Annotated in this window: 22 protein-coding genes and 2 pseudogenes; 15 read left to right on the top strand and 9 right to left on the bottom strand. The window is 71.1% G+C overall.

Translation table 11 applies throughout. From position 1 onward, the window contains the following. The 3 genes and pseudogenes from VFH10_RS16630 to VFH10_RS16620 all read left to right on the top strand — a co-directional run. Positions 1-289: pseudogene (locus VFH10_RS16630) on the top strand (F0F1 ATP synthase subunit beta); the annotation flags it as partial. 85 nt (positions 290-374) lie between these two features. Beyond that, complete coding sequence (locus VFH10_RS16625; protein WP_325130547.1) at positions 375-770, top strand: F0F1 ATP synthase subunit epsilon; 396 nt, start codon at positions 375-377, stop codon at positions 768-770. Positions 771-819: 49 nt separating this feature from the next. Next, positions 820-1,263: a DUF2550 domain-containing protein gene (locus tag VFH10_RS16620; RefSeq protein ID WP_325130544.1), complete on the top strand. Its 444-nt coding sequence runs from the start codon at positions 820-822 to the stop codon at positions 1,261-1,263. A 48-nt stretch (positions 1,264-1,311) separates the two neighbouring features. On the opposite strand, the gene VFH10_RS16615 is transcribed toward VFH10_RS16620, so the two are convergent. Further along, positions 1,312-1,884, bottom strand: coding sequence for a cob(I)yrinic acid a,c-diamide adenosyltransferase (locus tag VFH10_RS16615; protein ID WP_325130542.1), 573 nt, complete (start codon positions 1,882-1,884; stop codon positions 1,312-1,314). A gap of 78 nt (positions 1,885-1,962) precedes the next feature. Between VFH10_RS16615 and murA the strand changes: the two genes are divergently transcribed. Further along, positions 1,963-3,312 carry a UDP-N-acetylglucosamine 1-carboxyvinyltransferase gene (gene murA / locus VFH10_RS16610; protein WP_325130540.1) on the top strand — a complete coding sequence of 450 codons (1,350 nt, stop codon included), beginning with the start codon at positions 1,963-1,965 and terminating at the stop codon, positions 3,310-3,312. 123 nt (positions 3,313-3,435) lie between these two features. Next, on the top strand, positions 3,436-3,741 hold the full coding sequence (locus tag VFH10_RS16605) for an STAS domain-containing protein (RefSeq protein WP_325130538.1): 306 nt from the start codon (positions 3,436-3,438) through the stop codon (positions 3,739-3,741). 7 nt (positions 3,742-3,748) lie between these two features. On the opposite strand, the gene VFH10_RS16600 is transcribed toward VFH10_RS16605, so the two are convergent. Then, entirely contained in the window at positions 3,749-4,246 is a 498-nt protein-coding gene (locus VFH10_RS16600; RefSeq protein ID WP_325130536.1) for a winged helix-turn-helix domain-containing protein, read from the bottom strand. 334 nt (positions 4,247-4,580) lie between these two features. On the opposite strand from VFH10_RS16600, the gene VFH10_RS16595 reads away from it, so the two are divergent. From VFH10_RS16595 to VFH10_RS16585, 3 genes are all read left to right on the top strand, one after another. Beyond that, entirely contained in the window at positions 4,581-8,984 is a 4,404-nt protein-coding gene (locus tag VFH10_RS16595) for a S8 family serine peptidase (RefSeq protein ID WP_325130534.1), read from the top strand. A gap of 155 nt (positions 8,985-9,139) precedes the next feature. Further along, the gene (locus VFH10_RS16590; RefSeq protein WP_325130532.1) at positions 9,140-11,218 is read left to right on the top strand and encodes a protein meaA; all 2,079 of its coding nucleotides are present in this window, start codon (positions 9,140-9,142) and stop codon (positions 11,216-11,218) included. Positions 11,219-11,385: 167 nt separating this feature from the next. Beyond that, positions 11,386-12,285, top strand: coding sequence for an ATP-binding protein (locus tag VFH10_RS16585; RefSeq protein ID WP_325130530.1), 900 nt, complete (start codon positions 11,386-11,388; stop codon positions 12,283-12,285). Between the two features lie 69 nt (positions 12,286-12,354). On the opposite strand, the gene VFH10_RS16580 is transcribed toward VFH10_RS16585, so the two are convergent. Next, complete coding sequence (locus VFH10_RS16580) at positions 12,355-12,999, bottom strand: TetR/AcrR family transcriptional regulator (RefSeq protein ID WP_325130528.1); 645 nt, start codon at positions 12,997-12,999, stop codon at positions 12,355-12,357. 86 nt (positions 13,000-13,085) lie between these two features. On the opposite strand from VFH10_RS16580, the gene VFH10_RS16575 reads away from it, so the two are divergent. Both VFH10_RS16575 and VFH10_RS16570 read left to right on the top strand, forming a co-directional pair. Continuing rightward, on the top strand, positions 13,086-14,057 hold the full coding sequence (locus VFH10_RS16575; protein WP_325130526.1) for an NAD(P)-dependent alcohol dehydrogenase: 972 nt from the start codon (positions 13,086-13,088) through the stop codon (positions 14,055-14,057). Positions 14,058-14,102: 45 nt separating this feature from the next. Further along, the gene (locus VFH10_RS16570) at positions 14,103-15,026 is read left to right on the top strand and encodes an FAD-dependent oxidoreductase (RefSeq protein WP_325130524.1); all 924 of its coding nucleotides are present in this window, start codon (positions 14,103-14,105) and stop codon (positions 15,024-15,026) included. On the opposite strand, the gene VFH10_RS16565 is transcribed toward VFH10_RS16570, so the two are convergent. Next, entirely contained in the window at positions 15,016-16,089 is a 1,074-nt protein-coding gene (locus VFH10_RS16565; protein ID WP_325130521.1) for an SAM-dependent methyltransferase, read from the bottom strand. The genes VFH10_RS16570 and VFH10_RS16565 overlap by 11 nt on opposite strands. Before the next feature lie 64 nt (positions 16,090-16,153). Further along, a complete protein-coding gene (nucS, locus tag VFH10_RS16560; RefSeq protein ID WP_325130519.1) occupies positions 16,154-16,828 on the bottom strand; it encodes an endonuclease NucS in 675 nt (224 codons plus the stop codon). A 76-nt stretch (positions 16,829-16,904) separates the two neighbouring features. On the opposite strand from nucS, the gene VFH10_RS16555 reads away from it, so the two are divergent. From VFH10_RS16555 to VFH10_RS16545, 3 genes are read left to right on the top strand one after another with little or no spacing between them, the layout of a single operon-like run. Then, a complete protein-coding gene (locus VFH10_RS16555) occupies positions 16,905-18,695 on the top strand; it encodes a 3-hydroxybutyryl-CoA dehydrogenase (protein ID WP_325130517.1) in 1,791 nt (596 codons plus the stop codon). Positions 18,696-18,702: 7 nt separating this feature from the next. Further along, on the top strand, positions 18,703-18,939 hold the full coding sequence (locus VFH10_RS16550) for a hypothetical protein (RefSeq protein ID WP_325130515.1): 237 nt from the start codon (positions 18,703-18,705) through the stop codon (positions 18,937-18,939). Between the two features lie 23 nt (positions 18,940-18,962). Beyond that, entirely contained in the window at positions 18,963-19,751 is a 789-nt protein-coding gene (locus VFH10_RS16545) for an alpha/beta hydrolase (RefSeq protein ID WP_325130513.1), read from the top strand. A 12-nt stretch (positions 19,752-19,763) separates the two neighbouring features. Here the strand turns inward: VFH10_RS16545 and VFH10_RS16540 are convergent, their stop codons facing one another. From VFH10_RS16540 to ccrA, 3 genes are all read right to left on the bottom strand, one after another. Further along, the gene (locus VFH10_RS16540; protein ID WP_325130511.1) at positions 19,764-20,870 is read right to left on the bottom strand and encodes an AI-2E family transporter; all 1,107 of its coding nucleotides are present in this window, start codon (positions 20,868-20,870) and stop codon (positions 19,764-19,766) included. Continuing rightward, positions 20,867-22,051 carry a hypothetical protein gene (locus VFH10_RS16535; protein ID WP_325130508.1) on the bottom strand — a complete coding sequence of 395 codons (1,185 nt, stop codon included), beginning with the start codon at positions 22,049-22,051 and terminating at the stop codon, positions 20,867-20,869. The genes VFH10_RS16540 and VFH10_RS16535 overlap by 4 nt, the downstream gene beginning before the upstream one ends. 130 nt (positions 22,052-22,181) lie before the next feature. Then, positions 22,182-23,519, bottom strand: a complete 1,338-nt coding sequence (ccrA, locus tag VFH10_RS16530) for a crotonyl-CoA carboxylase/reductase (RefSeq protein WP_325130506.1) — start codon at positions 23,517-23,519, stop codon at positions 22,182-22,184. A gap of 182 nt (positions 23,520-23,701) precedes the next feature. Between ccrA and VFH10_RS16525 the strand changes: the two genes are divergently transcribed. Beyond that, the gene (locus tag VFH10_RS16525; protein ID WP_325130504.1) at positions 23,702-24,148 is read left to right on the top strand and encodes a PGPGW domain-containing protein; all 447 of its coding nucleotides are present in this window, start codon (positions 23,702-23,704) and stop codon (positions 24,146-24,148) included. Here the strand turns inward: VFH10_RS16525 and VFH10_RS16520 are convergent. Then, positions 24,145-24,843, bottom strand: a complete 699-nt coding sequence (locus VFH10_RS16520) for a GntR family transcriptional regulator (RefSeq protein ID WP_325130503.1) — start codon at positions 24,841-24,843, stop codon at positions 24,145-24,147. The two genes, VFH10_RS16525 and VFH10_RS16520, sit on opposite strands and share 4 nt — an antisense overlap. A gap of 96 nt (positions 24,844-24,939) precedes the next feature. On the opposite strand from VFH10_RS16520, the pseudogene VFH10_RS16515 reads away from it, so the two are divergent. Then, positions 24,940-25,449, top strand: a pseudogene (locus VFH10_RS16515) (hypothetical protein); the annotation flags it as partial.

Genomic DNA, 25,449 nt, shown 5'->3' with positions numbered 1-25,449 from the left:
GGAGCTGCAGGACATCATCGCGATCCTCGGTGTCGACGAGCTCTCCGAAGAGGACAAGATCATCGTGTCCCGGGCCCGTCGTATCCAGCGGTTCCTGTCGCAGAACACCTACGTCGCCAAGCAGTTCACCGGCATCGAGGGCTCGACCGTCCCGATCGAGGACACCATCGAGGCCTTCACGAAGATCGCCGACGGCGACTTCGACCACGTCGCCGAGCAGGCCTTCTTCATGTGCGGTGGCCTCGACGACGTCGAGCGCAAGTGGTCCGAGATCCAGAAGAACCTGTGACCTCACAACGATTCGTCTGCGGTCTTTGGGGTGATTCCCGGAGCCGGACCGCAGACGAATCGGGGTCGTTACGAGAGGACATCGCATGAGCCAGATGCAGGTCGAGCTGGTCGCGGCCGACCGTCTGGTGTGGTCGGGCGAGGCCAACATGGTCATCGCGCGGACCACCGAGGGTGACGTGGGCATCCTGCCCAACCACGCGCCGATGCTGTCGCTGATGGTCGACGGCATCGTCGACGTGACGACGACCGACGGCGAGACCTGGATCGCGGCGGTCGACGCCGGCTTCCTGTCGGTGGCCAACAACCGGATCTCGATCCTGGCCGAGCACGCTGAGATGTCGCACGACATCGACCTCGAGAAGGCGCGCGCCGACCTCGAGCGCGCCCAGTCGGCCGGTGAGGACGACGACGAGGCGACCGCCGCCGCCGAGCGGGCGTGGGCCGAGGCTCGCATCCGGGCCACGGAGAGGGCATCCTGACCCTTCCGGGTCTTCGAGGTTCGCGTCAGGAGAGGAAGTGGGGCGGTAGATGCCGTGGTGGCAGTGGTTGGCCGACATCGCCGGCGCCCTGCTGCTCCTTGTGCTCGTCTACGGCATCGTCCTGGTCGTCCGGCGTCGATGGATCTCCCGTCACGGCGGCACCTTCGAGTTCTCAGTCCGCGTCCGGTCCGCAAGGGCCGGGCGCGGCTGGGTTCTGGGGGTCGGTCGGTACTCCGGCGGCGACCTGGAGTGGTTCCGCATCTTCTCGCTGAACCCGCGTCCGAAGCTGACGTTCAGGCGCTCCGACCTCGAGTACACCGGCCGTCGCGAACCCCTCGGTGTCGAGTCCTACTCGCTGTACTCCGGCCACATCGTCGTCACCTGCCGCACTCCGACCGGGCCGCTCGAGGTGGCGATGAGCCCCGAGGCCCTGACCGGTTTCCTGGCCTGGCTCGAGGCCGCGCCCCCCGGCCAGCGCTCCCGCCGCGCCTGATCGCCCGTGGCTGCACGTCGCTAGGCCGGTGCGACGGCCCCCGGACCCTCAGCGCTCACCACCGGGGACCCAGAGCACGTCGCCGCGGTCGCGGTTCGCATGCCGGGCCAGGATGAACAGCAGGTCGGAGAGCCGGTTCAGGTACTTCAGGGCGAGCACGTTCATCGTGTCGCCGTGCTCGGTGTACGCCGCCCAGCCGGCGCGTTCGGCGCGACGGCAGACGGTGCGGGCGACGTGCAGCAGGGCGGCGCCCGGCGTACCGCCGTTGAGGATGAAGGACCGCAGCTTGGGCAGGTCCTCGTTGTACTGGTCGCACCAGCCCTCGAGCCGGTCGATGTAGGACTGCTCGATGCGCAGCGGCGGGAACTCGGGGGTCTCGACGATGGGCGTGCAGAAGTCGGCACCCACGTCGAAGAGGTCGTTCTGGATCGTGGTCAGCACCTTCACCACGTCGTCGTCGAGATCGCCGGTGCTGAGCGCCACCCCGATCTGCGCGTTGGTCTCGTCGACGTCGGCATAGGCGTGCAGCCGCAGGTCGTTCTTGCTGGTGACGCTCATGTCACCGAGACGGGTCTCGCCGGCGTCGCCGGTGCGCGTGTAGATGCGGGTGAGGTTGACCATGGCCTCAGCCTAGGGCCGGGTACGACGTCGCAGACCGCCCGGCCGAGTGGGGAATGTCGCACCACTAGCATCTGTGCGGTGGAAGGCTTCCAGGTCGTCTCGCGCGGCCCGCTGTCGTCGCCCCTGACCGGCTCCGTCCCGGTCGGCGGGGCGAAGAACAGCGCGCTCAAGCTGATGGCCGCGTCCCTCCTCGCCGTCGGGCGCACGGTGGTCACCAACGTCCCGGACATCCTCGACGTGCACGTCATGGCCCGGCTGCTCCAGGAGCTCGGCTGCACGGTGCGGGTCTCGACGGGCTCGACCACCGAGGACGCGTCGACCACCGAGGACGCCCCCAACGGGTCGAGCCGGACCGGGACCCTCGAGGTCTCGATCGACGTACCGGCCGAGCTGGGGCACGAGGCGCCGTACGACCTGGTCCGGCGGCTGCGCGCCTCGATCAGCGTCCTCGGTCCGCTGGTCGCGCGCTGCGGCCGGGCCAAGGTGGCGCTCCCGGGCGGCGACAACATCGGCTCGCGCGGACTCGACATGCACATCACCGGGCTTCACGAGCTGGGCGCGCAGGTCCGCATCGAGCACGGGTTCGTGGTCGCCGAGGTGCCCGACCGGCTGCGCGGGGCCAACCTCTGGCTGGACTTCCCCAGCGTCGGCGCGACCGAGAACCTGGTGATGGCCGCGGTGCTCGCCGCCGGGACGACGGTGATCGACAACGTCGCGCGGGAACCGGAGATCAGCGACCTCTGCGAGATGCTGGTCGCGATGGGCGCGGACATCGAGGGCATCACCACCTCCACCCTCACCGTGCGCGGCGTCGACGAGCTCCGGCCGGTCGAGCACGCGACGGTGCCCGACCGGATCGTCTCCGGCACGTGGGCCTTCGCCGCGGCAGTGGCGGGCGGGGAGCTGACGGTCAGTGGCGGCCGTGCCCGGCACCTCGACATCGTCCTCGACAAGCTCGCCTCCGCCGGGGGGTCGGTCTCGGCCGACGCCGACGGGTTCACGGTGCGGGTGGACAAGCGGCTGGAGTCCTTCGACGTGGTGACGCTGCCCTACCCCGGGTTCCCGACCGACCTGCAGCCGTTCGCGATGACGCTGGCCGCGGTCAGCGACGGCACCGCGATGATCACCGAGAACGTCTTCGAGGCGCGGTTCATGTTCGCCCAGGAGCTCGCCCGGCTCGGCGCGGACCTGCGCACCGACGGCCACCACGCGGTCGTCCGCGGCAAGCCGGTGCTCTCCGGGGCCCCGGTCGTGGCGCACGACATCCGGGCCGGCGCCGCTCTCGTGCTCGCGGGCCTGGCCGCGGACGGTACGACGGTGGTGGCGGAGTCGCACCACATCGACCGCGGTTACCCGCGCTTCGCCGAGACGCTCCGGCGACTCGGGGTGGAGGTCGAGCGGGTCGAGCTGCCGGACCTGGCTCCCTGAGGTCTCGACGGGCCCGACCCGGGCGCGACACGCGTCCCGAGCAGGAACCCGCGCCGTGTGTGCTGCGTCATAGTGAACACAGGGTCGGTCACGGGGGATCGGCCCACGGGCCTCGGGAGCGGCATGGACGTCAGCACGGACGGAGCGACACTCATCCTCGTCGGGCGCCTCGACGGGCGGTCGACCGGCGAAGTACGCGAGGTGCTGCACGCGCACATGCGCGCGCATCACGACATCGTCGTGGACCTGACCGAGGTGGAGTCGATCGACGTCACCGGCCTCACCATGCTCGCCGCCGCCAGCAAGCTGATGGAGCGCGACGGCAGGGTGCTGACCCTCCGCGGCTGCCGCCCGGCGCTGCGCCGCGTCATCGCGTTCACGCGGATCCGCGGCGTCCTCCAGGTGGAGAAGCAGGCCGAGTCGGCGTAGGAGCGAGTCAGCCCAGTCGTGGCTGGGGGAACGCGACCGGTTCGAGGGTGTCGGCTACGCGCAGGCGGAAGCCCACCCCGCGCACCGACTCCACGTGCACCTGGGGTGCGGCCGCGGCCAGCAGTCGGCGCAGCCGCTTGACGGCCGAGATGACGGCGTCCGCGTCGCCGAGGTAGGCCCGGTCCCACACCTGACTGGTGAGGTCCGCGAACGTCCAGGTCCGGCCCGGGTCGGTGGAGAGCACCACCAGCAGGTCGAACGCCCGCGCCGGCAGGTCGAGGACGCGCTCTCCCCAGGTGGCGACCCGCCGCTCGGCGTCGAGCCCCAGGGCGCCCACCCGGATCTGGCAGGCCGAGGGCGGCGGCGCCGACAGCTGCGGCGGAGACAGCCCGGCAGCGGCGTACAGCGCCAGCCGTCCGTCCACGCTGTCTGGCGCGGTCATCAGCATGGTCCGGTCCGAGACCGTCCTGGCCAGCTCGGCCACCTCTTCGGGCGCGACGCCCACACAGAAAACTATTCCGGGGCGGTGCCCCGTCGTATCCCGAGACATACGGTTCCTCCCGTCCAAGCCGGACAGCTGCTCCGGCGTTGGTGGGCCCGACTATGGCACGACCCGTTGCAGACAGCAACGAAGTAGACCAATTTCGATTCCGTAAAGTCCCTTTTCCGATGACCGTTCAACGACGACCCGGTACTGCCCGAGAAGTGCCCGGCTCTGGTCCTGGCCCGGTCGGGTCCCGCGGAGAAGTGTCGGAGCAGCCCGCCACACCGACGGGCGCAGCAGCGGGAGGCGTCCCGCGACCCGCGAGGCGCCGCCCGTCGTACATGGGAGGTATCAGGTGTCGCAACCACCAACTGTGGGCTGGAGGGGGCTCCGCGGACGCATCGCGGTCGTCGCCTCTCTCGCCCTGGTCTCGGGCGCGTTGGGTGCAGGGCCCCAGGCGCAGGCCGCTCCGGACACCGGGGGACAGGCCGACAAGAAGATCGAGGCCGGTCTCGCCGGCGACCTCGAGAAGGACGGCACGCAGGACTTCTTCGTGCGGTTCACCGACAAGGCCGACCTCGCCGCGGCTTCCGCGGTGCAGGGCTGGGGTCCCCGCGGCGAAGCGGTGTGGACCGAGCTCGTCAAGACCGCCGAGCGCAGCCAGGACGGCGTGATCGCCGACCTGGAGAGCCGCTCGGTGAGCTACAAGAGCTTCCCGATCAACAACTCGCTGCTGGTGCGCAACGGCACGTCCAACCTGGCCAGCGCGCTGGCGGCCGACCCGGAGGTCTCCGCCATCGAGGCCCCAGCGACCGTGCAGCTCGAGAAGCCGCTCGAGGCGAAGCCCGAGCGTGAGGTCGACTCGGTCGAGTGGGGCATCGCCGACATCCGCGCCGACGAGGCGTGGGCGGACTTCGGCGTCGACGGCGCCGGCATCGTCGTCGGCAGCATCGACAGCGGCGTGGAGTACACGCACCCCGCGCTCGTCGACAAGTACCGCGGCAACCTCGGCAACGGGAACTTCGACCACAACTACAACTGGTTCGACCCGTCCGAGATCTGCGACGAGCCGGCACCCTGCGACAACAACGACCACGGCACGCACACGATGGGCACGATGGTCGGCAACGCGGGTGAGAACCAGATCGGGGTCGCGCCCGGCGCTCGCTGGATGACCGCCAAGGGCTGTGAGACCAACACCTGCAGCGAGCTGGCGCTGACCGAGTCGGCCACGTTCATGCTTGCGCCCACCGACCTCAACGGCGAGAACGCCGACCCGTCCAAGCGGCCTCACATCATCAACAACTCCTGGGGTGGCGGCCCGAACGACGACTGGTACGTCGACTTCGTGGACTCGTGGATCGCGGCCGGACAGTTCCCGTCCTGGTCCAACGGCAACTCCGGCCCTGGCTGCAACACCGCCGGTGCGCCCGGCGAGTACGCCCAGTCCTACGCGGCCGGCAACCACACCATCACCCGGCAGATCGCGTCCACGTCCAGCCGCGGACCGGGGGTGGGCGACGACATCAAGCCCAACATCTCCGCACCCGGCACCGCTGTCCGCTCGAGCATCCCCGGCGACGGCTACGCAGCCTTCACCGGTACGTCGATGGCGGCACCGCACGTGTCCGGATCGGTCGCCCTGATGTGGGAGGCAGCCCCCTCGCTGGTGGGCGACATCGACGGCACCCGCGCGCTGCTCGACGGCAGCGCGATCGACTCCGAGAACCTCACCTGTGGCGGCACGGCCGAGGACAACAACGTGTTCGGCGAGGGCTTCCTCGACGTGTACGCCTCGGTCGACGCGGCTCCTCGCGGGGACGCCGGAGTCCTGCGCGGCACGGTGAGTGACGCCTCCGACGACACCGCCGTGGAGGGCGCGGACGTCGAGGTGACGGGCGCCAGCGCGCGCTCGACCTCGACCGACGGCTCCGGGCAGTACCGGCTGAACCTGCTGGCCGGCACGTACGACGTCAACGTCAGCGCCTTCGGCTACCTGCCGGAGGAGGTCACCGGCGTGGAGGTCGCTGCCGAGGCCGAGACCGTGCAGGACGTCGCCCTCGAGCCGGCGCCTTCGGTGACGCTCTCGGGCACCGTCACGGACGGGTCCGGACACGGATGGCCGCTGTACGCCGAGGTCACCGTCGCCGGCACACCGGTGTCGACGTTCACCGACCCCGCAACCGGTGGTTACTCGCTCGACCTGCCCACGGGCTCGTCGTACGACGTCACCGTGACGCCGGTGTACGCCGGCTACGTGGCCGCCACCGAGACCGTGGACCTGTCCTCGGGTGGTGACGCGACCCAGAACTTCGACGTGCTGGTCGACGCCACCCAGTGCAAGGCGCTCGGGTACACCGTCGAGTACGACGGCCTGCTCGAGAACTTCGACGGCACCGAGACCCCCGACGGTTGGACGGTCACCGACGCCATCGGCAACGGCCAGGTCTGGCGGTTCGACGACCCGGGTGCCCGTGGCAACCTCACCGGTGGTGAGGGCGGCTTCGCCGTGGTCGACAGCGACGAGTACGGCAGCGGCAACACCCAGGACACCACCCTGGTGTCGCCGGTGTTCGACCTCACCGGGGTGGACACGCCGGTGCTGGAGTTCGCCACCGACTACAACGACCTCGGCAACGAGCAGGCGGACGTCGACCTGTCCCTGGACGGCGGCGCGACCTGGACCAACGTTTGGCGCCAGCTCACCGACCTGCGCGGGCCCAGCACCGTCCGAGTGCCGCTCCCGCAGGCGGCCGGTGACACCGACGTCCAGCTCCGCTTCCACTACTACGTGGGCAGCTTCGACTGGTGGTGGGAGGTCGACGAGGTCTTCGTCGGCAACCGCCGCTGCGTCCCTGTCGACGGCGGTCTGGTGTTCGGCAACGTCACCGACCTCACGGCCGGCGAACCGCTCAACGGAGCAACGGTCACCAGCGACGACGTGCCGGAGGACAAGGGCACCGCTGGCCCGACGCCTGAGGACGACGCCATCGGGGACGGCTTCTACTGGCTGTTCTCGTCGGTGACGGGCGCGCACCCGTTCACCGCTGCGAAGTCCGGCTTCGAGTCGAAGACCAGCACGGTGGCCGTGGCCGAGGACGACGCGACCCGGGCCGACTTCGCGCTCGGCGCGGGTCACCTCGTGGTCACGCCGACCGACATCTCCACGCTGGTCACGCTCGGTGGCTCCCAGGAGCGGACGATCGAGATCAGCAACGACGGCACCGGCGCCGCCAACGTCGAGATCGGCGAGCGCGACGGCGGGTTCGAGATCCTCCGCGCGGACGGCACGAAGACGACCGCCAAGGAGGTCGAGTCCGACAAGGGCGCGCCGCTCCAGCGGATCCAGGCGGACGTCACGCCGCTGCAGCAGTCGACGGAGAAGGGCGCCACGGCCGGCAGGCCGGACCTCGCCCAGACCCCGCACGACGAGCCATGGGTCGACATCACCGACTACCCGAGCAACATCATGGACAACTCGGTGGCGACCAACGACGGACTGGTCTACTCGTTCGGCGGCACCGTCGCCGGTACCGGGGCGACCGACGCGGCGTACGTCTACGACCCGGCCGAGCTGACCTGGTCGGAGATCGCGCCGATGCCGGAGGGTCGGCAGAAGCCGGCCGCAGCGTTCGTCGGCGGGAAGTACTACGCCGTCGGCGGCTGGGGCGGTGGCAGCGGCGCGACCGTCGCCGAGACCGCGATCTACGACCCGGCCACGGACAGCTGGTCCACGGGCGCCGACAACCCGACGCCCTGGGCGGCGGCCGGTACCGCGGTCCTGGACGGACAGATCTACGCCGTGGGTGGCTGTGGCTCGGCTTGTGGTGAGACCGACGTGGTCCGCTACGACCCGGCCACGGACAGCTTCGACACGCTGGCCGACTACCCGGAGCCGACCTCGTGGCTGGCCTGTGGTGGTGTCGACGGCAAGGTGGTCTGCGCCGGAGGCAACGGCGGGTCCGCCGGTTCGGAGAACGCGTTCGCCTACGACCCCGGTACCGACACCTGGGACGAGATCGCGGACCTGCCGATGGACGTCTGGGCGGCCGGCTACACGACGGCCAACGACCAGCTGCTGATCTCCGGAGGCGTCGCCGGTGGTGCGATCACCAACGCCGGCTACGCGTACGGTGCCGACGGCACCTGGACCGAGCTGCCGAACTCCAACAACGCCGTCTACCGCGGCGGCGCGGCGTGCGGCATGTACAAGGTCGGCGGCTCGGTGGGCAACTTCAACGCCACGCCGCTGTCGGAGATGCTGCCCGGGTACGACCAGTGCGGTGGCGGCGGCGACGTCTCGTGGCTCAGTGCCGACCCGACCACGCTGACCGTGGCGCCGGGCGAGACGGTCGAGGTGACCGTGACGACCGACTCCTCGCAGCTGGGCCAGCCGGGCACGTACACCGCCCAGCTGACCATCGCGGAGGACACGCCGTACCCGTCGACGACCGTGGACGTGACCATGCAGGTCGCGCCGCCGAAGTCGTGGGGCAAGCTCACCGGCACCGTGACCGGACAGAGTTGTGACGGCGCGGGCGGTCCGCTCGCCGGAGCGATCGTGCGGGTGAACGGAAGCGACGAGTCGTGGAACCTGTTCACCGACTCGGCCGGCGGGTACGCCCGCTGGATGCGGGCCGAGCGTGGGCTGCAGCTGATCGCCGCACGGGATGGTTACGTCCCCGAGGTGGCCACGGCCGCCGTCAACAGGGGCAAGACCACCAAGGTGGACTTCGACCTGCTGAGTAGCAGGTGCTGACCCGTAGGTGAGGCCCGCGTTCTGAGGGCCCGCGTCCGGCTACCGAGAGCCGGGCGCGGGCCCGTCCCCGTCACTCGTCCTGTGACCTAGTCGGCAGAGTGGGACAGTTCACAAGGTAGTTACCGGCGGGTTGGTGCGGTCGTACGCTCAGCCCCATGAGCCAGACGCCAGCCGCCGAGGACCCCACCCCGAAGCGGGACCGCCCCTGGGTGATGCGGACCTACGCCGGGCACAGCTCTGCCACCGAGTCCAACGCGCTGTACCGGCGCAACCTCGCGAAGGGGCAGACCGGCCTGTCGGTGGCCTTCGACCTGCCCACGCAGACCGGCTACGACCCGGACTCGCCGTTGTCCCGGGGCGAGGTCGGCAAGGTGGGCGTGCCGATCCCGCACCTGGGCGAGATGCGCCGGCTGTTCGAGGACATCCCGCTGGCGGAGATGAACACCTCGATGACGATCAACGCCACCGCGATGTGGTTGCTCGCGCTCTACCAGGTGGTCGCGGAGGAGCAGGCGGTCGCGACGGGCTCGACCACCCAGGACTTCGAGGACGTGCACGGCCGCCTGGCCGGCACCACCCAGAACGACATCATCAAGGAGTACCTCTCGCGCGGGACCTATGTGTTCCCGCCCGAGCACTCGCTGCGGCTGACCAGCGACCTGATCGCCTACACGGTCAACCACATCCCCAAGTGGAACCCGATCAACATCTGCAGCTACCACCTGCAGGAGGCCGGGGCGACTCCGACACAGGAGCTCGCCTACGCGCTGTGCACCGCGATCGCGGTGCTGGACACCGTCCGCGACTCGGGGCAGGTCGCGCCCGACGACTTCGCCAAGGTCGTCGGCCGGATCTCGTTCTTCGTCAACGCGGGCGTGCGGTTCGTCGAGGAGACCTGCAAGATGCGCGCCTTCGTGCAGCTGTGGGACGAGATCACCCGGGAGCGCTACGGCGTCGAGGACGAGAAGATGCGGCGCTTCCGGTACGGCGTACAGGTCAACTCGCTCGGGCTGACCGAGGCGCAGCCGGAGAACAACGTGCAGCGCATCGTGCTGGAGATGCTCGGTGTGACACTGTCGAAGGGCGCCCGTGCCCGGGCCGTGCAGCTGCCGGCGTGGAACGAGGCGCTCGGCCTGCCGAGGCCCTGGGACCAGCAGTGGTCGCTGCGCCTCCAGCAGGTGCTCGCCTTCGAGTCCGACCTCCTGGAGTACGACGACATCTTCGACGGCTCGCGGGTGATCGAAGCGAAGGTCGCCGAGCTCGTGGGCGAGGCGCGGGCGGAGATCGACCGGGTGCAGGCCATGGGCGGCGCGATCGCCGCCGTCGAGTCCGGGTACATGAAGCAGGCCCTGGTCACCTCGCACGCCGCGCGCCGGGCCCGGATCGAGTCCGGCGAGGAGAAGGTCGTCGGGGTGAACTGTTTCGAGTCGACCGACGAGTCGCCGCTCACCGCCGACCTGGACACCGCCGTCCAGGTCGCCGACCCCCAGGCGGAGCGCGCCGCGACGGAGGTCGTGAAGCAGTGGCGCGAGCAGCGCGACCAGGCCGCGGTCGACCGGGCGCTCGAGCGGCTGGCCGCCGATGCCAAGACCGACGTCAACCTGATGGAGGCGACCCTCGCCGCGGCCCGGGCCGGGGCCACGACGGGCGAGTGGGCGGGCACCCTGCGCGAAGTCTTCGGTGAGTTCCGGGCGCCCACCGGGGTGTCGGGTGCGGTCGGCGTCACGGAGGCGGGTGCGGAGCTGACCGAAGTCCGCGACGAGGTCCGGCGTACCGGCGAGGAGCTGGGTGGCCGGCTGCGACTGCTGGTCGGCAAGCCGGGTCTGGACGGTCACTCCAACGGTGCCGAGCAGGTCGCGGTGCGCGCGCGGGACGCCGGGTTCGAGGTGGTCTACCAGGGCATCCGCCTCACCCCCGAGCAGATCGTGGCTGCCGCGGTGGCGGAGGACGTGCACTGCGTGGGGTTGTCGATCCTGTCGGGCTCGCACATGGAGCTGGTGCCGGCCGTGCTCGATGGCCTGCGGGACCAGGGGCTGGGGGACCTCCCGGTCGTGGTCGGCGGCATCATCCCGGCAGCGGACGCGGCCCGGCTCCGAGAGCTCGGTGTGGCCGCGGTCTTCACGCCGAAGGACTTCGGCCTGACCGAGATCATGGCCGGGATCGTGGCCGCCATCAGGGCCGCGAACGGCCTCTCTCTGACCTCGGTCGAAGCTGCCCCGGACGACCGTTCCTGACCGTAGGAAGCGCCGTCACGACGGATTCCGTTGCGACAATCCGGCTTCGCCGCGTATCAGATGGCGGTAAATAGCGTGACTCGGGACCCCTTTCGGGTCCAGAATGGCCTGTCGGGGGGAGTCTCGGGCCCGAACGGTGGGGTGAGGGGCTGCAGGACTTGAACGGAATGGCGGAGGCATTCGCGGGACCGGGATCGGTCCAGCGCAGGCTGCCGCCCGCTCCGAGCAGTGTCGGGGCCGCCCGCGACGTCGTCCGGGACCTCCTCGACTCGTCCGGACGCGACGACCTCGTCGAGCCGGCCACCCTGCTGGTGAGCGAGGTGGTCACCAACGCGATCCTGCACGCCGGGACCGAGATCGACGTCCGGGCCGCCCTCGACGACACCGGCCTTCGCGTCGAGGTCGCCGACGGGAGCGCGCACCTCCCGACCCGGCGCCGCTACGAGACCACCGCGGGCACGGGTCGCGGCCTGATGCTGCTCGAGGAGATGGTCGACGACTGGGGGGTCAGCCGGCACGCCGACGGCAAGACGGTGTGGTTCCACCTGCCCACGTCCGGTCCGGCCGACGAGCCGGTCTCGCGCAACGCTGACGACGGCCCGCCGGTGCGGCGTACGTCGGGGGACACGGTCGCGGTTCACCTGCTGCACATGCCGCTGCCCCTGCACACCGCCTGGCAGGAGCACGCCGAGGCGTTGCTGCGTGAGTACCTCCTGCACACCCTCGACGACGACACCGAGTCCGACGCGATCCAGGTGCACGCGGACGCGACGGACGCGATCGCGATCCTCGAGGAGCAGGTGCCCGCCGTCGGCGTCGGGCTGGACCCGTCGGCGTCGCACGAGGACCTCGTGATCGAGGTGCCGCTCGGGTCGGTGCGCTGCTTCGAGACCATGGACCGCACCGTCGAGGCGGCGGTCGAGCTCGCGCTCGACGGCCAGATCCTGACCCCGGCGACGCGTCCGGAGCTGCAGGCGTTCCGGCGCTGGGTGTGCGCCCAGGTCGTCGACCAGGCCGCGGGTCGGCCGCCGGTGGCGTGGCGGGGGATTACCACGGGACCGTGGTAATCCCCCGCTCCCCGGCGTGAACTCCCCACGGGAACGGGGAGATCGCCCAGGGGAGTCAGCAGGGTGGAGTCAGCCGGCGGGTTCCGCGAGCCGCCGGGTCAGGCCGTCGAGGACGAGCTCGAGGCCGAACTCGAACTCGTCGCCGAACGCGTAGCCGGGCTTCAGCACCACCTCACGGGTCAGCTCGGCAAGGTGCGGCAGCGAGTCGACCGGCATGCTCGCGAGGATCTGGTCGGCGAGTGCGGCGATGTCCGTCCCGCTCGGGAGCGGCAGGCTCAGCTCCTGCACCATGAAGCCGTAGAGGTAGGCGTCGAGCACGGCGAACGCGTGCGCCGCCAGCCTGACCGGGAAGCCGCCGGCCCGCAGGCAGCCGAGCACGGCGTCGTGGTGCCGCAACGTGTCCGGCCCCGGTGCGCTGCGTGAGTCCATCAGCCCGATCGCCCACCGGTGCCGGGTGAGCGCCTCGCGGCCGGAGGCAGAACGCTTACGCATCTCGTCGGCCCAGTCCCCGTCGGTGCGGGGCAGGTGCATCTCGCTGAAGACGACGTCGACCATGCCGTCGAGCAGCGCCTCCTTGTTGGCGACGTGGTGGTAGAGCGACATCGCCTCGACGCCCACGTGACGGGCGAGCGAGCGCATCGAGAGCGAGGCGAGTCCGTCACGGTCGGCGAGCTCCACCGCCGCCAGAAGGACCTGCTGCCGGGTCAGAGCCATCTGGACCACCTCCGGTCGCCGCTTGCCTACCTTACGGCGTAAGGCTAGCGTGTGAGCATCAGACTTACAACGTAAGGGTGGCGGAGATGAAGGCAGTTCTGCAGCAGCGGTACGGCGGCCCCGAAACCTGGCAGGTCCGAGACGTCCCGGCGCCGGAGCCACAGGCTGGCGAGGTGCTGGTCCGGGTGCGGGCGGCCGGGCTGGACCGCGGCACCTGGCACCTGATGACCGGACGTCCGCTGGTGATGCGGCTGGCGCTCGGCCTGCGCGGGCCACGGACCCCCATCCCGGGCCGCGACCTCGCCGGCGTCGTCGAGGCGGTGGGCGAGGGTGTGACCGGGTTCGCGGTCGGCGATGAGGTGTACGGCACCACGGTGCGTGGCTCCTTCGCTGAGCTGGTCCGGGCCAAGGGGGACCGGTTGGCCCACAAGCCCGAGACGCTCTCGTTCGAGGAAGCCGCGGCGGTCCCTGTCTCCGCGCAGACCGCCCTGCAGGCGCTCCGCGACCAGGGCCGGGTCCGGGCCGGGCAGAAGGTGCTGGTGATCGGTGCCTCCGGCGGGGTCGGCTCGTACGCCGTCCAGCTCGCCAAGGTGTTCGGCGCCGAGGTCACCGCCGTCGCGAGCACCACCAAGCTCGACCTGGTCCGCTCGCTCGGTGCCGACCACGTCGTCGACTACACCCAGGACGACCTCACCCGTCACGGGCAGCGTTACGACCTGGTCCTCGACATCGCGGGCAACCGGCCGGTCCGCGTGCTGCGCCGGCTGCTCACCGACGACGGCACGCTCGTGTTCGTCGGTGGCGAGGACGGCGGCCGCTGGACCGGCGGGCTGCACCGCAGCTTCGGGGGGGCGTTGCTCTCGTTGTTCGTCAAGCACCGGCTGGTCACGTTCGTGGCGAGCGAGAACGCAGCCGACCTGGAGACGCTGCGCGACCTCCTCGGCGAAGACGGACCGCGCCCGGCCGTGGACCGCGTCTTCCCGCTGGGTGATGCGGCCAAGGCGATGGCCCACCTGGAGGCGGGGCACGCGCGCGGCAAGGTGGTGCTGACGGTCTGACCGGGTCTCTCGACCGGCGCGACGCGGGTCGGGCAGACTCGGGGCGTGGCCAGGGTGATCGTGGTGGGTGCGGGCGTCATCGGGCTCTCGTGCGCTGTGCGCCTCCTCGAGCACGGCCACCGGGTCGACGTCCTCGCCCGGGACCTGCCGCTCGAGACGACGTCCGCGGTCGCCGCGGCGCTCTGGTACCCCTATCGCGCCTACCCCTTCGAGCGGGTGACCGCGTGGTCGTCGGGCACGTTCACCGAGCTGGAGCGGCTCTCGCACGACGACGCGACGGGTGTCCGGATGCTGAAGGGGACCGAGCTGCACCGCGCCGCGACGGCGGATCCCTGGTGGGTGAGCGCGGTGCCGACCCTGACCCGGGTCAGCACGATGCCCGCGCCGTACGTCGACGGCTGGACGTTCGCGGCGCCGGTGGCCGAGATGCCTGTCTACCTGCGCTGGCTGGCCAACCGCGTCGAGGACCTCGGCGGCACCCTGACCCGGATGGCGCTCGGGGCCCTGCCCGACGGCAACGGCGCCGAGGCGGTCGTCGACGCCACCGGTCTCGGCGCCCGGCGGATGGCGGCCGACCCGACCCTGTTGCCGATCCGCGGCCAGGTGGTGCTCGTCGAGCAGGTCGGCCTGGACCGCTGGTGGCTCGACTCGGCCGGCCCCGTCTACGTCGTGCCGCGCAGCCGGGACATCGTCGTGGGCGGCACCGACGACGAGGGCGAGTGGGACCGACGCCCCGACCCCGACGTCGCGAAGCAGATCCTCGAGCGGGCCACCGAGCTGGTGCCGGAGCTGGCCGGGGCGAGGGTGCTCGGACACCGGGTCGGGCTCCGGCCCGCCCGCCCGACCGTTCGGCTCGAGGAGGAGCGGCGGGGTACGACGAGGGTGGTGCACTGCTACGGCCACGGCGGCGCCGGCGTCACGCTGTCCTGGGGCTGCGCCGACGAGGTGGCCGCGCTGCTCAGCGCATGAGCTCGTAGAAGCGCCAGAGGTCGTGGTCGACGGCCAGCGGGGTGGCCGCGGCGAAGCCCGCCTCGCGCGCGTACCGGTCCATCGTCGCCGGCCGCATCACCGTCCCGGTCGCGCCCTCCGGGTTGCCGCTCATCGCGTCGGGCAGGCAGACCAGCACGCTGTACCCGTAGAGGCAGCGCTGCGTCGGGTCCCCGTTGGGTGTGAACTCCTCGGCGCCAGCCATGTCGGCGACGAGCACCCGACCGTCGGGGTGCACCATCCGGCGCATCGCCGCCAGGACGGGCACGGGATGCGGCATGTCATGGATGCACTCGTACGCCATCACCAGGTCGTACGCCGCGTCGGGGGAGTCCTCGGCGAGGTCCTGCTCGAGCACGCGCACCCGGTCCGCGAGGCCCTCGCGCTCGACGTTGGCGCGCGCCAGCTCGACCGTCGGTCCGTCCACGTCGTACCCGTCCACGTGCACACCCGGGAAGGCGCGGGCCAGCGCGATGCCCGCCCAGCCGCCGCCACAGCCCACGTCGGCGACCCGCACGGTCTGGCCGGCCGACATCCTCGCGTGCACACCGGGCAGCGCGGCCGGCAGCCACGTGTCGGCGAGCGACTCCAGCAGCGCCGCGGCGTTGACGTCGGACTGCGACTCGTACATGTCGCGGCCGAAGCCGGCCCAGGGCAGTCCCGCGCCGGTGCGGGCGCCCTCGGCCACCTCGGCCCAGTGGCCGGCGGCCGCCGCGAACTGGCGGAGCATCGGCGCCACCCAGGCCGACGTGCCGGGCCGGGCGAGCGCCTCGGCAACGCCCGGCGCCAGCGCGAACACGCCGTCCTCGACGACCAGGTAGCCGGACATGGCCTGTTGCTCGAGCCACTCGCGGGCGTAGCGCTCGTGGCAGCCGGTGGCCTCGGCCAATTCGGCGGGGGTTCGAGCCGCCTCGTCGAGGGCCCGGTAGCAGCCGAGCCGGTCGCCGATCGCGACGGCGACCACGTCCATGGCGTCGAGCATCGAGAGGAAGAGCCGCTCTACGACGGCGTCGGTCCGGTCCGTGACAGAGGGGGTGGTGGTCATCAGTCGACCGTAAGTCGGACTCAGCCGGCTGCCCATGGCCCGGCCGGGCCGTTCGAGGCCCGGGTCAGAAGAGCCGCTCGGTCGGGTCGTCCATCCCGCGCAGTGCGTCGTAGTCGACCACGGCGCAGGCGATCCCGCGGTCGGTGGCGAGCACCCGGGCCTGCGGCTTGATCTCCTGGGCGGCGAAGATGCCGCGCACCGGGCGCAGCTTGGGATCGCGGTTCAGCAGCTCGAGGTATCGGGTCAGCTGCTCCACCCCGTCGATCTCGCCGCGCCGCTTGATCTCGACGGCCACCGAGGCGCCTGCCGCATCGCGGCACATCAGGTCCACCGGCCCGATGGCGGTCGGGTACTCCCGGCGTACCAGGGTCAGGCCGTCGGCCAGCGTCGACGGGTGCTCGGCGAGCAGCTCCTGGAGATGCTTCTCGACGCCGTCCTTCTGCAGGCCGGGGTCGACGCCGAGGTCGTGCACGGTGTCGTGCAGTACCTCCTCCAGCAGGATCCGCAGCGTGTCGCCGTCCTTGCCGGTCACCACCCACTCGTCGACGCCGTCCTCGGTGCTGCCCTCGACGACCTTGCACGGCGGGGACATCCAGTTCAGCGGCTTGTAGGAGCCGCCGTCCGAGTGCACGAGCACCGACCCGTCGGTCTTCATCATCAACAGCCGGGTGGCCATCGGCAGGTGGGCGGTCAGCCGGCCCGCGTAGTCGACCTGGCAGCGGGCAACGACGAGTCTCACGGGGCAGCAATCTACCCAGGCCGGTGGTGAGTTCCCTCACGGCGTCCCTCGATCGGGCCGTGTCATGATGCGCCCCATGACCAGTACCCCGCGGGAGTTCCGCAGCATCGGCGTCGTCGGACTGGGCACCATGGGTGCCGGCATCGCGGAGGTGTTCGCCCGCAACGGCTACAGCGTCGTGGGGGTCGAGCAGACCGACGAGTCGCTGGAGCGCGGCCGGCAGCACATCGAGCACTCGACCGGCCGGGCGGTGAAGCGCGGGAAGCTCTCCGAGGAGGACCAGAAGTCCCTGGTCGACCGGATCGAGCTGACCACGTCCCTCGAGGCGGTCAAGGGCTGCGACTTCGTCGTCGAGGCCATCATCGAGCAGCTGCCGCTCAAGCAGGACCTGTTCCGCAGGCTCGACGAGATCGTCGGTCCGGACACGATCCTGGCGACGAACACCTCGTCGCTCTCGGTCACCGAGATCGGCACCGCCACCGGCCGTCCGGGCCGGGTCGTCGGCGTGCACTTCTTCAACCCGGCTCCGGTGCAGAACCTGGTCGAGGTGATCCGCACGGTCGTCACCGAGCCCGACGTGCTGGAGGAGGTGGCCGGCCTTGCCCGCTCGCTGGGCAAGACTCCGGTGATCTGCGGCGACAAGGCCGGCTTCATCGCCAACGCGCTGCTGTTCGGCTACCTCAACCACGCGGTGTCGATGTTCGAGGGCAAGTACGCCTCCCGCGAGGACATCGACGCGGCGATGCGGTTCGGCTGCGGATACCCGATGGGGCCGCTCGCGCTGCTGGACCTGATCGGTCTCGACACGGCGTACGAGATCCTCGACACGATGTACAAGCAGGGTCGTGACCGACTGCACGCGCCGGCGCCGTTCCTCAAGCAGATGGTCACCGCCGGTCTGCTCGGCCGGAAGACCGGTCGCGGCTTCTACACCTACGAAGGGCCGGACAGCCCCGTGGTCGTGGACGACGCGCTCACGCCGTCCGCCGACGAGCAGCCGCAGCTGCGCAGGGACGTCTCGACAGTCGGCGTGGTCGGCACCGGCACGATGGCCACCGGCATCGTCGAGGTTTTCGCCAAGGCCGGTCTCCCGGTGACGTACGTCGGACGCACCGACGACAAGGTCGCGGCCGTGCGGGCCACCGTCGAGCGGTCGCTCGACAAGGCGATCCAGCGCGGCAAGCTCGAGGAGTCCGCGAAGGACGAGGTGCTCGGCCGGCTCACCGGCACCACGTCGCTCGACGACCTCGCCGGAGCGGACCTGGTGGTCGAGGCGATCGCCGAGGACCTGAAGGTCAAGACGGTGCTGTTCGAGAACCTCGACGAGATCTGCAAGCCCGGCGCGATCCTGGCCACCACCACGTCGTCGCTGCCGGTCATCTCGCTGGCCCGGGTGACCAAGCGGCCCCAGGACGTCGTCGGGCTGCACTTCTTCAACCCGGCTCCAGTCATGAAGCTGGTCGAGGTGGTCAGCACGGTCAGCACCGCCGACGAGGTCGCCGAGACCGCCCGCGCCCTGTGCGCGAAGGTCGGCAAGGTGGCCGTCTCCTGCGGCGACCGCGCCGGCTTCATCGTCAACGCGCTGCTGTTCCCGTACCTCAACGACGCGGTCAAGATGCTCCAGGCGCACTATGCGACGGCCGACGACATCGACACCGCGATGAAGTACGGCTGTGCGCTGCCGATGGGTCCGTTCGAGCTGCTCGACGTGGTCGGCAACGACGTGTCGCTGGCGATCCAGCGCGAGCTCTACCTGGAGTTCCGTGAGCCGGGGTTCGCCCCGGCGCCGTTGCTGGAGCACCTGGTCACCGCGGGCTACCTCGGCCGGAAGACCGGCAAGGGGTTCCGCGACTACAGCGCGCACTGAGGCCGGGGTGCCGGACCGCGTCGAGCACTTCGGCGGCGAGGAGTACGTCGTCCGCAAGGTCACCGGCTCGTCCGCGACCAAGCCCTACACCTGCCCGGGCTGCCACCGGACGATCCGGCCGGCGACCCCGCACACGGTGGCGTGGCCGGTGGTGCCGAGCACCTTCGACCGGTCTGCCACCGGGCTCGACGAGCGCCGGCACTGGCACAACGGCTGCTGGGCGGCCCGGGAGAGCCGGCGCTGAGCCGGCGCGGGACAATGGGCGCCATGGCTGCCATTCGTGCGAACTCGGTGCTGCCCGCCCGCCGCGAGGCGATCAACCTGCAGACCGCCGACGGGCTGTCGCTGGTCGGGGAGGTCGCGCTGCCGGAGGGCCGTGACCCGGTCGCCACGCTGGTCTGCCTGCACCCGCTGCCCACCCATGGCGGGATGATGGACAGCCACGTCTTCCGCAAGGCGGCGTTCCGGCTCCCGGCGCTGGCCGGCATCGCCGTGCTCCGGTTCAACACCCGCGGCACGGCCAGCATGCAGGGCACCTCGGAGGGCAGCTTCGACCACGCCCAGGGGGAGCGGTACGACGTGGCGGCCGCCATCGAGTACGCCGAGTTCCACGACCTGCCCCGGATCTGGGTGGTCGGCTGGTCGTTCGGCACCGACCTGACCCTGATGCACGGCCACGACCCCGCGGTCCAGGGGGCGATCCTGCTGTCGCCGCCGCTGCGGTTCAGCGACGCCGAGCATCTCCAGGCGTGGGCGGAGTCCGGCAAGCCGCTGACCGCGCTCGTCCCCGAGCACGACGACTACCTGCAGCCCGAGGAGGCCAAGCAGCGGTTCGCGATGGTGCCGCAGGCCGAGGTGGTCGGCGTGGAGGGCGCGAAGCACCTGTGGGTGGGCGACGCCGAGACCGTCCTCGACGAGATCGTGCGGCGCGTCGCCCCCGACGTCGTCGTACCGCTGCCGACCGAGTGGGACGGCCCGATGGAGACCGCGGACACGTCGTCGTACGCCGACCGCACGACCGCCGCCTTCAAGGACGTGCCGGTCACCGACGGCTGATCGCGCTGCCGGTCACCGCGTGTCGAGGCGGGGCACCACGACCTCGCGCACGACGAGCAGGATCGCCGCGGCGGTGGGGATCGCGAGCAGCGCACCGATCACGCCGAGCAGGCCGGCGCCGATCAGGGCCGCGATCACGATGACCGAGCCGGGGATGTCGACCGACCTCGCCATCACCCGCGGGTAGATGACGTAGTTCTCGACCTGCTGGTAGACGATGTAGAAGACGATGCAGATCAGGCCGATCTTGGGGTCGGTGGCCAGCCCGATCAGGGAGACGACGATCGCGCCGAGGGTGGCGCCGATCATCGGGATCACGTCGAGCAGTGCGACCACGGCCGCCAGCGCGACGGCGTACTCACCGAGGCCCACGACGAACAGGAAGATCAGCGACGAGAGGCCCGCGCAGAACGCGACGACGAAGGCCCCCGACACGTAGGCGCCGATGTTGTCGACGACCCGATCGCCGATGCTGCTGACCTTGGGGCGCCGGCTGGCCGGCGCCAGCCGGTAGGCAGCGGACTTGACCCGGGGGAGGGAGGCCAGGAAGTACAGCGTCAGCACGATCACGATGAACGTGTTGGCCAGGGACGAGAGCACGGCCACGCCCACGCCGACCGCGCCGCCGAACAGCCGCTGCGTGAAGCTGCCGCTGGTCGCGTAGTCCTCGGCCTTCTGCAGGACGTCGTAGCGCTCGTCCAGCTGCTGGAAGAGCCGGTTGGACTGCAGGGAGTCGACCCAGCCGGGTGCGCTCTCCACCATCGCGGAGACCTGGTCCGCGATCACCGGCACCAGGGCCACCACGAACAGCACCAGCGCCAGGACGACGCCGACGATGACCACGACCACGGACCAGGCCCGGCTGAGGCCGCGGCGTCCCAGGAGCTCGACGACCGGGTTGAGCCCGGCGGCGAGGAACAGCGCGACCACGATCAGCGTGAGCAGCGAGCTGACGCTGAGGATGATCGTGCCGAGCCACCAGGCCAGCAGCGCTCCGGCCGCGGCGAAGAACCCGAGCGCGAACGGATGCGCGAGGAGCGTGCGAGATGCCCCGGCCCGGCCGGGGTGTCCCTTCGCCTCCCGCGTGACCCGCCCGGGCCTCGCCGCGGGCGCGCTCACTTCTTCTTGTCGTCCTGCTTCGTCGCCGCCACGGTGTCGTCGGCGGCGAACCCGGCGACGACGTCACGCAGCGCCCCGAGCTGCGCCACGATCGCGTCGCGGCGCTTGCCGAGCCGGCCCACCTCGGCCTTCAGCTCGTTGAGCTCGCGCTCGGCATCGGCCTGCCCGGCGCTGACGAAGCTGTTGGCCTGCGTCTGTGCGGACGCGACGATCTGCTCGGCCTCGCGGCGCGCGTGGGTGAGCAGGCGGTCCGCCTCCTGCTGGGACGCCTTGCGCTGGCTGGTCGCCTGGGCGGCCGCCTCCCGGGCCCGCTGCTCCGCGGCGTTGGCCCGCTCCTCGGCCTCTTTGACCAGGCGCTCGGTCTCGGCGGTCGCGGTGGAGTGGTGCTCCGCTGCCTCGCGGGTGAGCCGCTCCTTCTCGACGGCGAGCGCGCGGCGGGCCTCCTGCGTCTCGCGGTCGGCGGCGGCCCGAGCCTGCTCGGCCTCGCGCTTGGCCGCCGTGCGCAGGGTGTTGGTCTCCTGCTGGGCGGCCAGCCGGAGCTGCTCGGCCTCGCGCTTGGCGGCGGCGAGGATGTCGTCGGCCTCGGCCTGCACCTGGCTGCGCTCCTGCTCGACCTCGGCCATGGCGCGGGCGCGGGTCTCGTCGAGCTCCTTGAGCTGGACCATGCGCATGTCCTCGGCGTCGCGGGCCGCCTGGGCCTTGAGCGCGTCGGCGTCCTTGTGCGCGCGCCGGAGGATCTCGTCGCTCTGGCTGCGGGCCTCGACCAGGACCTCGTCGGCCTGCTCCTCGGCGAGACGGAGCATCTCGCTGGCGCGTCCGCCGAGCCCGGCGTACGTCGGGCTCTCGTTCTCGGCCATCTTGGCCTCGAGGGCGGCCACCTTCTTCTCGAGGGCGGAAGCCTTGGCGCGCGCCTCGTCGAGGCTGGCGGTGAGACCGGCCTTCTCGCCGGCCCAGGTGTGCACCTGGCGGTCGACGGCGGCGGTGTCGTAGCCGCCTCGGCGGACCACCGGGAAGGTCTGCGTGCGGGCGGTCGGCGCGGGTCGGCTGGGTGTGGAGGCGGGCGGCGCCGGAGTGCTGGTGCCGGCCACCGGGATGACCTGGGTGGCCTCGTTGCGGTCGTCGTTGCGGTCGTCGTTGCCGTTGTCGTCGTCGAAGATGGACAGGCCGGGTCGGTCGCTCATCAGCTGGCTTTCCTCCAAGGTTGCGGTGCTTCGAGACTAAGGCACGTCAGGGAGTCCTCGGCCGTCGCGGACGCGCTGACGAGACCAGTCTGGCTGATGGGGAAAGCGAAACGCGGAAGGCTCCCCGTGCCTAGATCCCGCGGAACCGGTTGATCGCGTCCAGGTGCCTGGCCCGGAGCTCGGTGTCCCGGACGCCGAGACCCTCCTCGGGGGCCAGGCAGAGCACGCCGACCTTGCCCTGGTGGGCGTTGGTGTGCACGTCGAGCGCGGCCTGGCCGACCTCGTGCATCGGGTAGGTGCGCGACAGCGTCGGGTGGATCATCGCCTTCGCGATCAGCCGGTTGGCCTCCCACGACTCGCGGTAGTTGGCGAAGTGGGAGCCGACGATGTTCTTGAGGTTCATCCACAGATAGCGGTTGTCGTACTCGTGCATGTAGCCGCTGGTGGAGGCGCAGGTGACGATCGTGCCGCCCTTGCGGGCCGCGAACACCGAGGCGCCGAAGGTCTCCCGACCGGGGTGCTCGAAGACGATGTCGACGTCCTCGCCGCCGGTGAGCTCGCGGATCCTCGCGCCGAACCGGCGCCACTCCTTCTGGTCCTGGGTGTGCTCGTCCTTCCAGAACCGGAAGTTCTCCTCGCTGCGGTTGATGATCAGCTCGGCGCCCATGCTGCGGCAGACGTCCGCCTTGTCCTCTGAGGAGACCACGCACACCGGCGTGGCCCCGCCGTTGAGGGCGTACTGGGTGGCGAACCCGCCGAGGCCGCCGCTGGCGCCCCAGATCAGCACGTTGTCGCCCTGCTTCATGCCGGCACCGTTGCGGCTCACCAGCTGGCGGTAGGCGGTGGAGTTCACCAGCCCGGGGCTGGCGGCCTCCTCCCAGGTGAGGTGGGCGGCCTTGGGCATCAGCTGGTTGGACTTCACCAGCGCGATCTGGGCCAGGCCGCCGAAGTTGGTCTCGAAGCCCCAGATCCGCTGCTCCGGGTCGAGCATCGTGTCGTTGTGGCCGTCGGGGCCCTCCAGCTCCACGGACAGGCAGTGCGCCACCACCTCGTCGCCGGGCTTCCAGGCGTGCACGCCCAGGCCGGTCTCGAGCACGACGCCGGACAGGTCGGAGCCGACCACGTGGTAGGGCAGGTCGTGACGCTTCGCCAGCGGCGACGTGCGGCCGTAGCGCTCGAGGAAGCCGAACGTCGGCATCGGTTCGAAGATCGACGTCCACACGGTGTTGTAGTTGATGGCGCTGGCCATCACCGCGACGTAGGCCTCGCCCGGACCGAGCTCGGGGAGCGGCACCTCGTCGATGTGCAGGCTCTTGCGCGGGTCCTTGTCCCGCGACTCGAGCCCCTCGAACATGTCGACCTCGTCCTTGTGCACCGTCACCCCGCGGTAGGACTCCGGGAGGTCGAGCGCGGCGTACTGCTCGGGCGTTGTGTCGCCGGCGAGGATGGCGTCGAGGATCTGCTGCACGAGTGACTCCTGGGGGAGAAGAGCGCTACCGGACGGGCACCTCGTCGTGCCGTGGGACGGTTAGCGAATCTACCCAGCGGTAATCGCCGGTGTCAGCACGGTGTGACCTATCTGTCTCCCCAGGCGTGCGGGCATCCGCTCCCGGGTAGGAGCAACCCCACGCACACCCGACAGGAGGACCGATGGTTCAGGTCCGTGGCGGCAAGACGGCCAAGAGCGTCGCGCTGCAGGCGGCGGGCTGGCTGCTCGTCGCGGTCGGGGTCGCCGCGCTGGTCCTTCCGGGCCCCGGGCTGCTGGCCCTGTTCGCGGGGCTGGCCCTGCTGGCGACCCAGTACGAGTGGGCGCGTCGTCGGCTGGAGCCGGTGAAGGAGGCCGCGCTGCGAGCCGCCGCCACGAGTGTGGCGTCCCCGGTGCGCCTGGTGGTGTCGGCGGCCGGGGTCGCCGGCATGGTCGCGCTCGGCGTGGTCTGGGGCGTGCGACCCGACGCGCCGGCCTGGTGGCCGATCGGTGACCAGTGGTGGATGCCCGGAGGCTGGGGCACGGCCGTGTCGCTGATCGTCTCCGGCGTGATCGCCGGCGCGACTCTGGTCTACTCCTACCTCAACTTCCGTGAGGCACGAGAGGCCTAGACGCGGGCGAAGGCCTCGACGAGCTGGCGCTCGGCCGAGGAGAGGTACGACGCGAGCCGGGTCGCGGCGTCGTCACCGCGCCCGGCCTCGAGCAGGTCGGCGATGGCGGCGTTCTCGGCGAGGTAGGGCCGGTGGAACGTGTCGGCCGAGCCCATCCGGTGGAAGAACAGCCGCATCTCGGCGAGCAGGAGCTCCATCTGCGCGTCGAGGCGGGGGCTGCCGGCGAGCGCCACCACGGCCCGGTGGAAGTGCTGGTTGGCGCTGGCCACGGCCGCCCAGTCCTCGCGGGCGGCGCCCACCTGGCCCTCAACCACCGCCGCGCGGACGGCGGCGAGGCGGTCGGGGGTGTGCGCGGCGACGTCGCGGCAGGCCCCGGTCTCGATGAGGCGGCGCACGCGATAGACGTCGGCGACGTCGTCCACGTCGGGCGTCGCCACGACCACTCCGCGGTGCGGCTCGCGCACCAGGATGCGCTCGGCGACGAGCTGGCTGAGCGCCTCGCGCAGGGTGTTGCGGGAGACGCCGAGCGCGCGGGCGAGCCGCTCCTCGGGAAGCCGGGTGCCGCACGCGAGCCGACCCTCGGCGACCTGCTCGCGGAGCACCCGGGCGGCCCGGTCGGCGGACGTGCTCATGACGGTCCGACGGCGCCGGCGCTCGTCGGCCAGCGTGTCGAGCATCAAGTCCAGGCCGGTCACGCGGTCAGTCTAGGCATGAGATTTGTTGGATCGGGGTATTGCGGAATTGTTGAACAATTCCGTACGGTCGGAGAACTCGGACGAAGGAGAGCCTCCATGGCCGCCCCTCAGCACCCCCAGCACCCCCAGACCTCGCAGCCGCACACCGATCCCGATCCCGGCACCGGCACGGCCGCGGCCCCCGTCGGCACCAGCCGGGCAAATCGGTCGGCGATCGTCGGCGCGATCTTCCTGATGGCTACCAGCGCCATCGGACCCGGCTTCATCACCCAGACCGCCACGTTCACCGTCTCCCTCGGGGCCGCCTTCGCCTGCGCGATCGTGCTGTCGGTGCTCGTCGACATCGCCGTCCAGATGAACGTCTGGCGCGTCATCGGTGTCTCCGGGCAGCGGGCCCACGAGCTCGGCAACTCGGTGCTCCCCGGCATCGGCTACCTGCTCGCGGGCCTCGTCGTCCTCGGCGGGCTGGTGTTCAACATCGGCAACGTCGCGGGCACCGGCCTCGGCACCAACGCGATGTTCGGGCTCGACCCGCGCATCGGCGGCGCTGTCTCCGCGGCCCTCGCGATCGGCATCTTCCTGAGCAAGAAGGCGGGCGTCGCACTC

It is taken from the genome of Nocardioides sp. (genome assembly GCF_035697785.1).
Classification (GTDB): Bacteria; Actinomycetota; Actinomycetes; order Propionibacteriales; family Nocardioidaceae; genus Nocardioides_B.
The sequence above is the reverse complement of the archived record's forward strand: the minus strand, read 5'-3'. Positions and strand labels throughout refer to the sequence as shown.

Excerpts from the sequence above, each read along its gene's own strand:
- VFH10_RS16555 (WP_325130517.1), top strand. The coding sequence starts at position 16,905 with ATGACCAGTACCCCGCGGGAGTTCCGCAGCATCGGCGTCGTCGGACTG.
- VFH10_RS16575 (WP_325130526.1), top strand. The coding sequence starts at position 13,086 with ATGAAGGCAGTTCTGCAGCAGCGGTACGGCGGCCCCGAAACCTGGCAG.
- VFH10_RS16590 (WP_325130532.1), top strand. The coding sequence starts at position 9,140 with ATGAGCCAGACGCCAGCCGCCGAGGACCCCACCCCGAAGCGGGACCGC.
- VFH10_RS16605 (WP_325130538.1), top strand. The coding sequence starts at position 3,436 with ATGGACGTCAGCACGGACGGAGCGACACTCATCCTCGTCGGGCGCCTC.
- VFH10_RS16620 (WP_325130544.1), top strand. The coding sequence starts at position 820 with ATGCCGTGGTGGCAGTGGTTGGCCGACATCGCCGGCGCCCTGCTGCTC.
- VFH10_RS16585 (WP_325130530.1), top strand. The coding sequence starts at position 11,386 with ATGGCGGAGGCATTCGCGGGACCGGGATCGGTCCAGCGCAGGCTGCCG.
- VFH10_RS16565 (WP_325130521.1), bottom strand. The coding sequence starts at position 16,089 with ATGACCACCACCCCCTCTGTCACGGACCGGACCGACGCCGTCGTAGAG.
- VFH10_RS16625 (WP_325130547.1), top strand. The coding sequence starts at position 375 with ATGAGCCAGATGCAGGTCGAGCTGGTCGCGGCCGACCGTCTGGTGTGG.
- VFH10_RS16525 (WP_325130504.1), top strand. The coding sequence starts at position 23,702 with ATGGTTCAGGTCCGTGGCGGCAAGACGGCCAAGAGCGTCGCGCTGCAG.
- VFH10_RS16580 (WP_325130528.1), bottom strand. The coding sequence starts at position 12,999 with ATGGCTCTGACCCGGCAGCAGGTCCTTCTGGCGGCGGTGGAGCTCGCC.
- VFH10_RS16535 (WP_325130508.1), bottom strand. The coding sequence starts at position 22,051 with ATGAGCGACCGACCCGGCCTGTCCATCTTCGACGACGACAACGGCAAC.
- VFH10_RS16615 (WP_325130542.1), bottom strand. The coding sequence starts at position 1,884 with ATGGTCAACCTCACCCGCATCTACACGCGCACCGGCGACGCCGGCGAG.
- VFH10_RS16545 (WP_325130513.1), top strand. The coding sequence starts at position 18,963 with ATGGCTGCCATTCGTGCGAACTCGGTGCTGCCCGCCCGCCGCGAGGCG.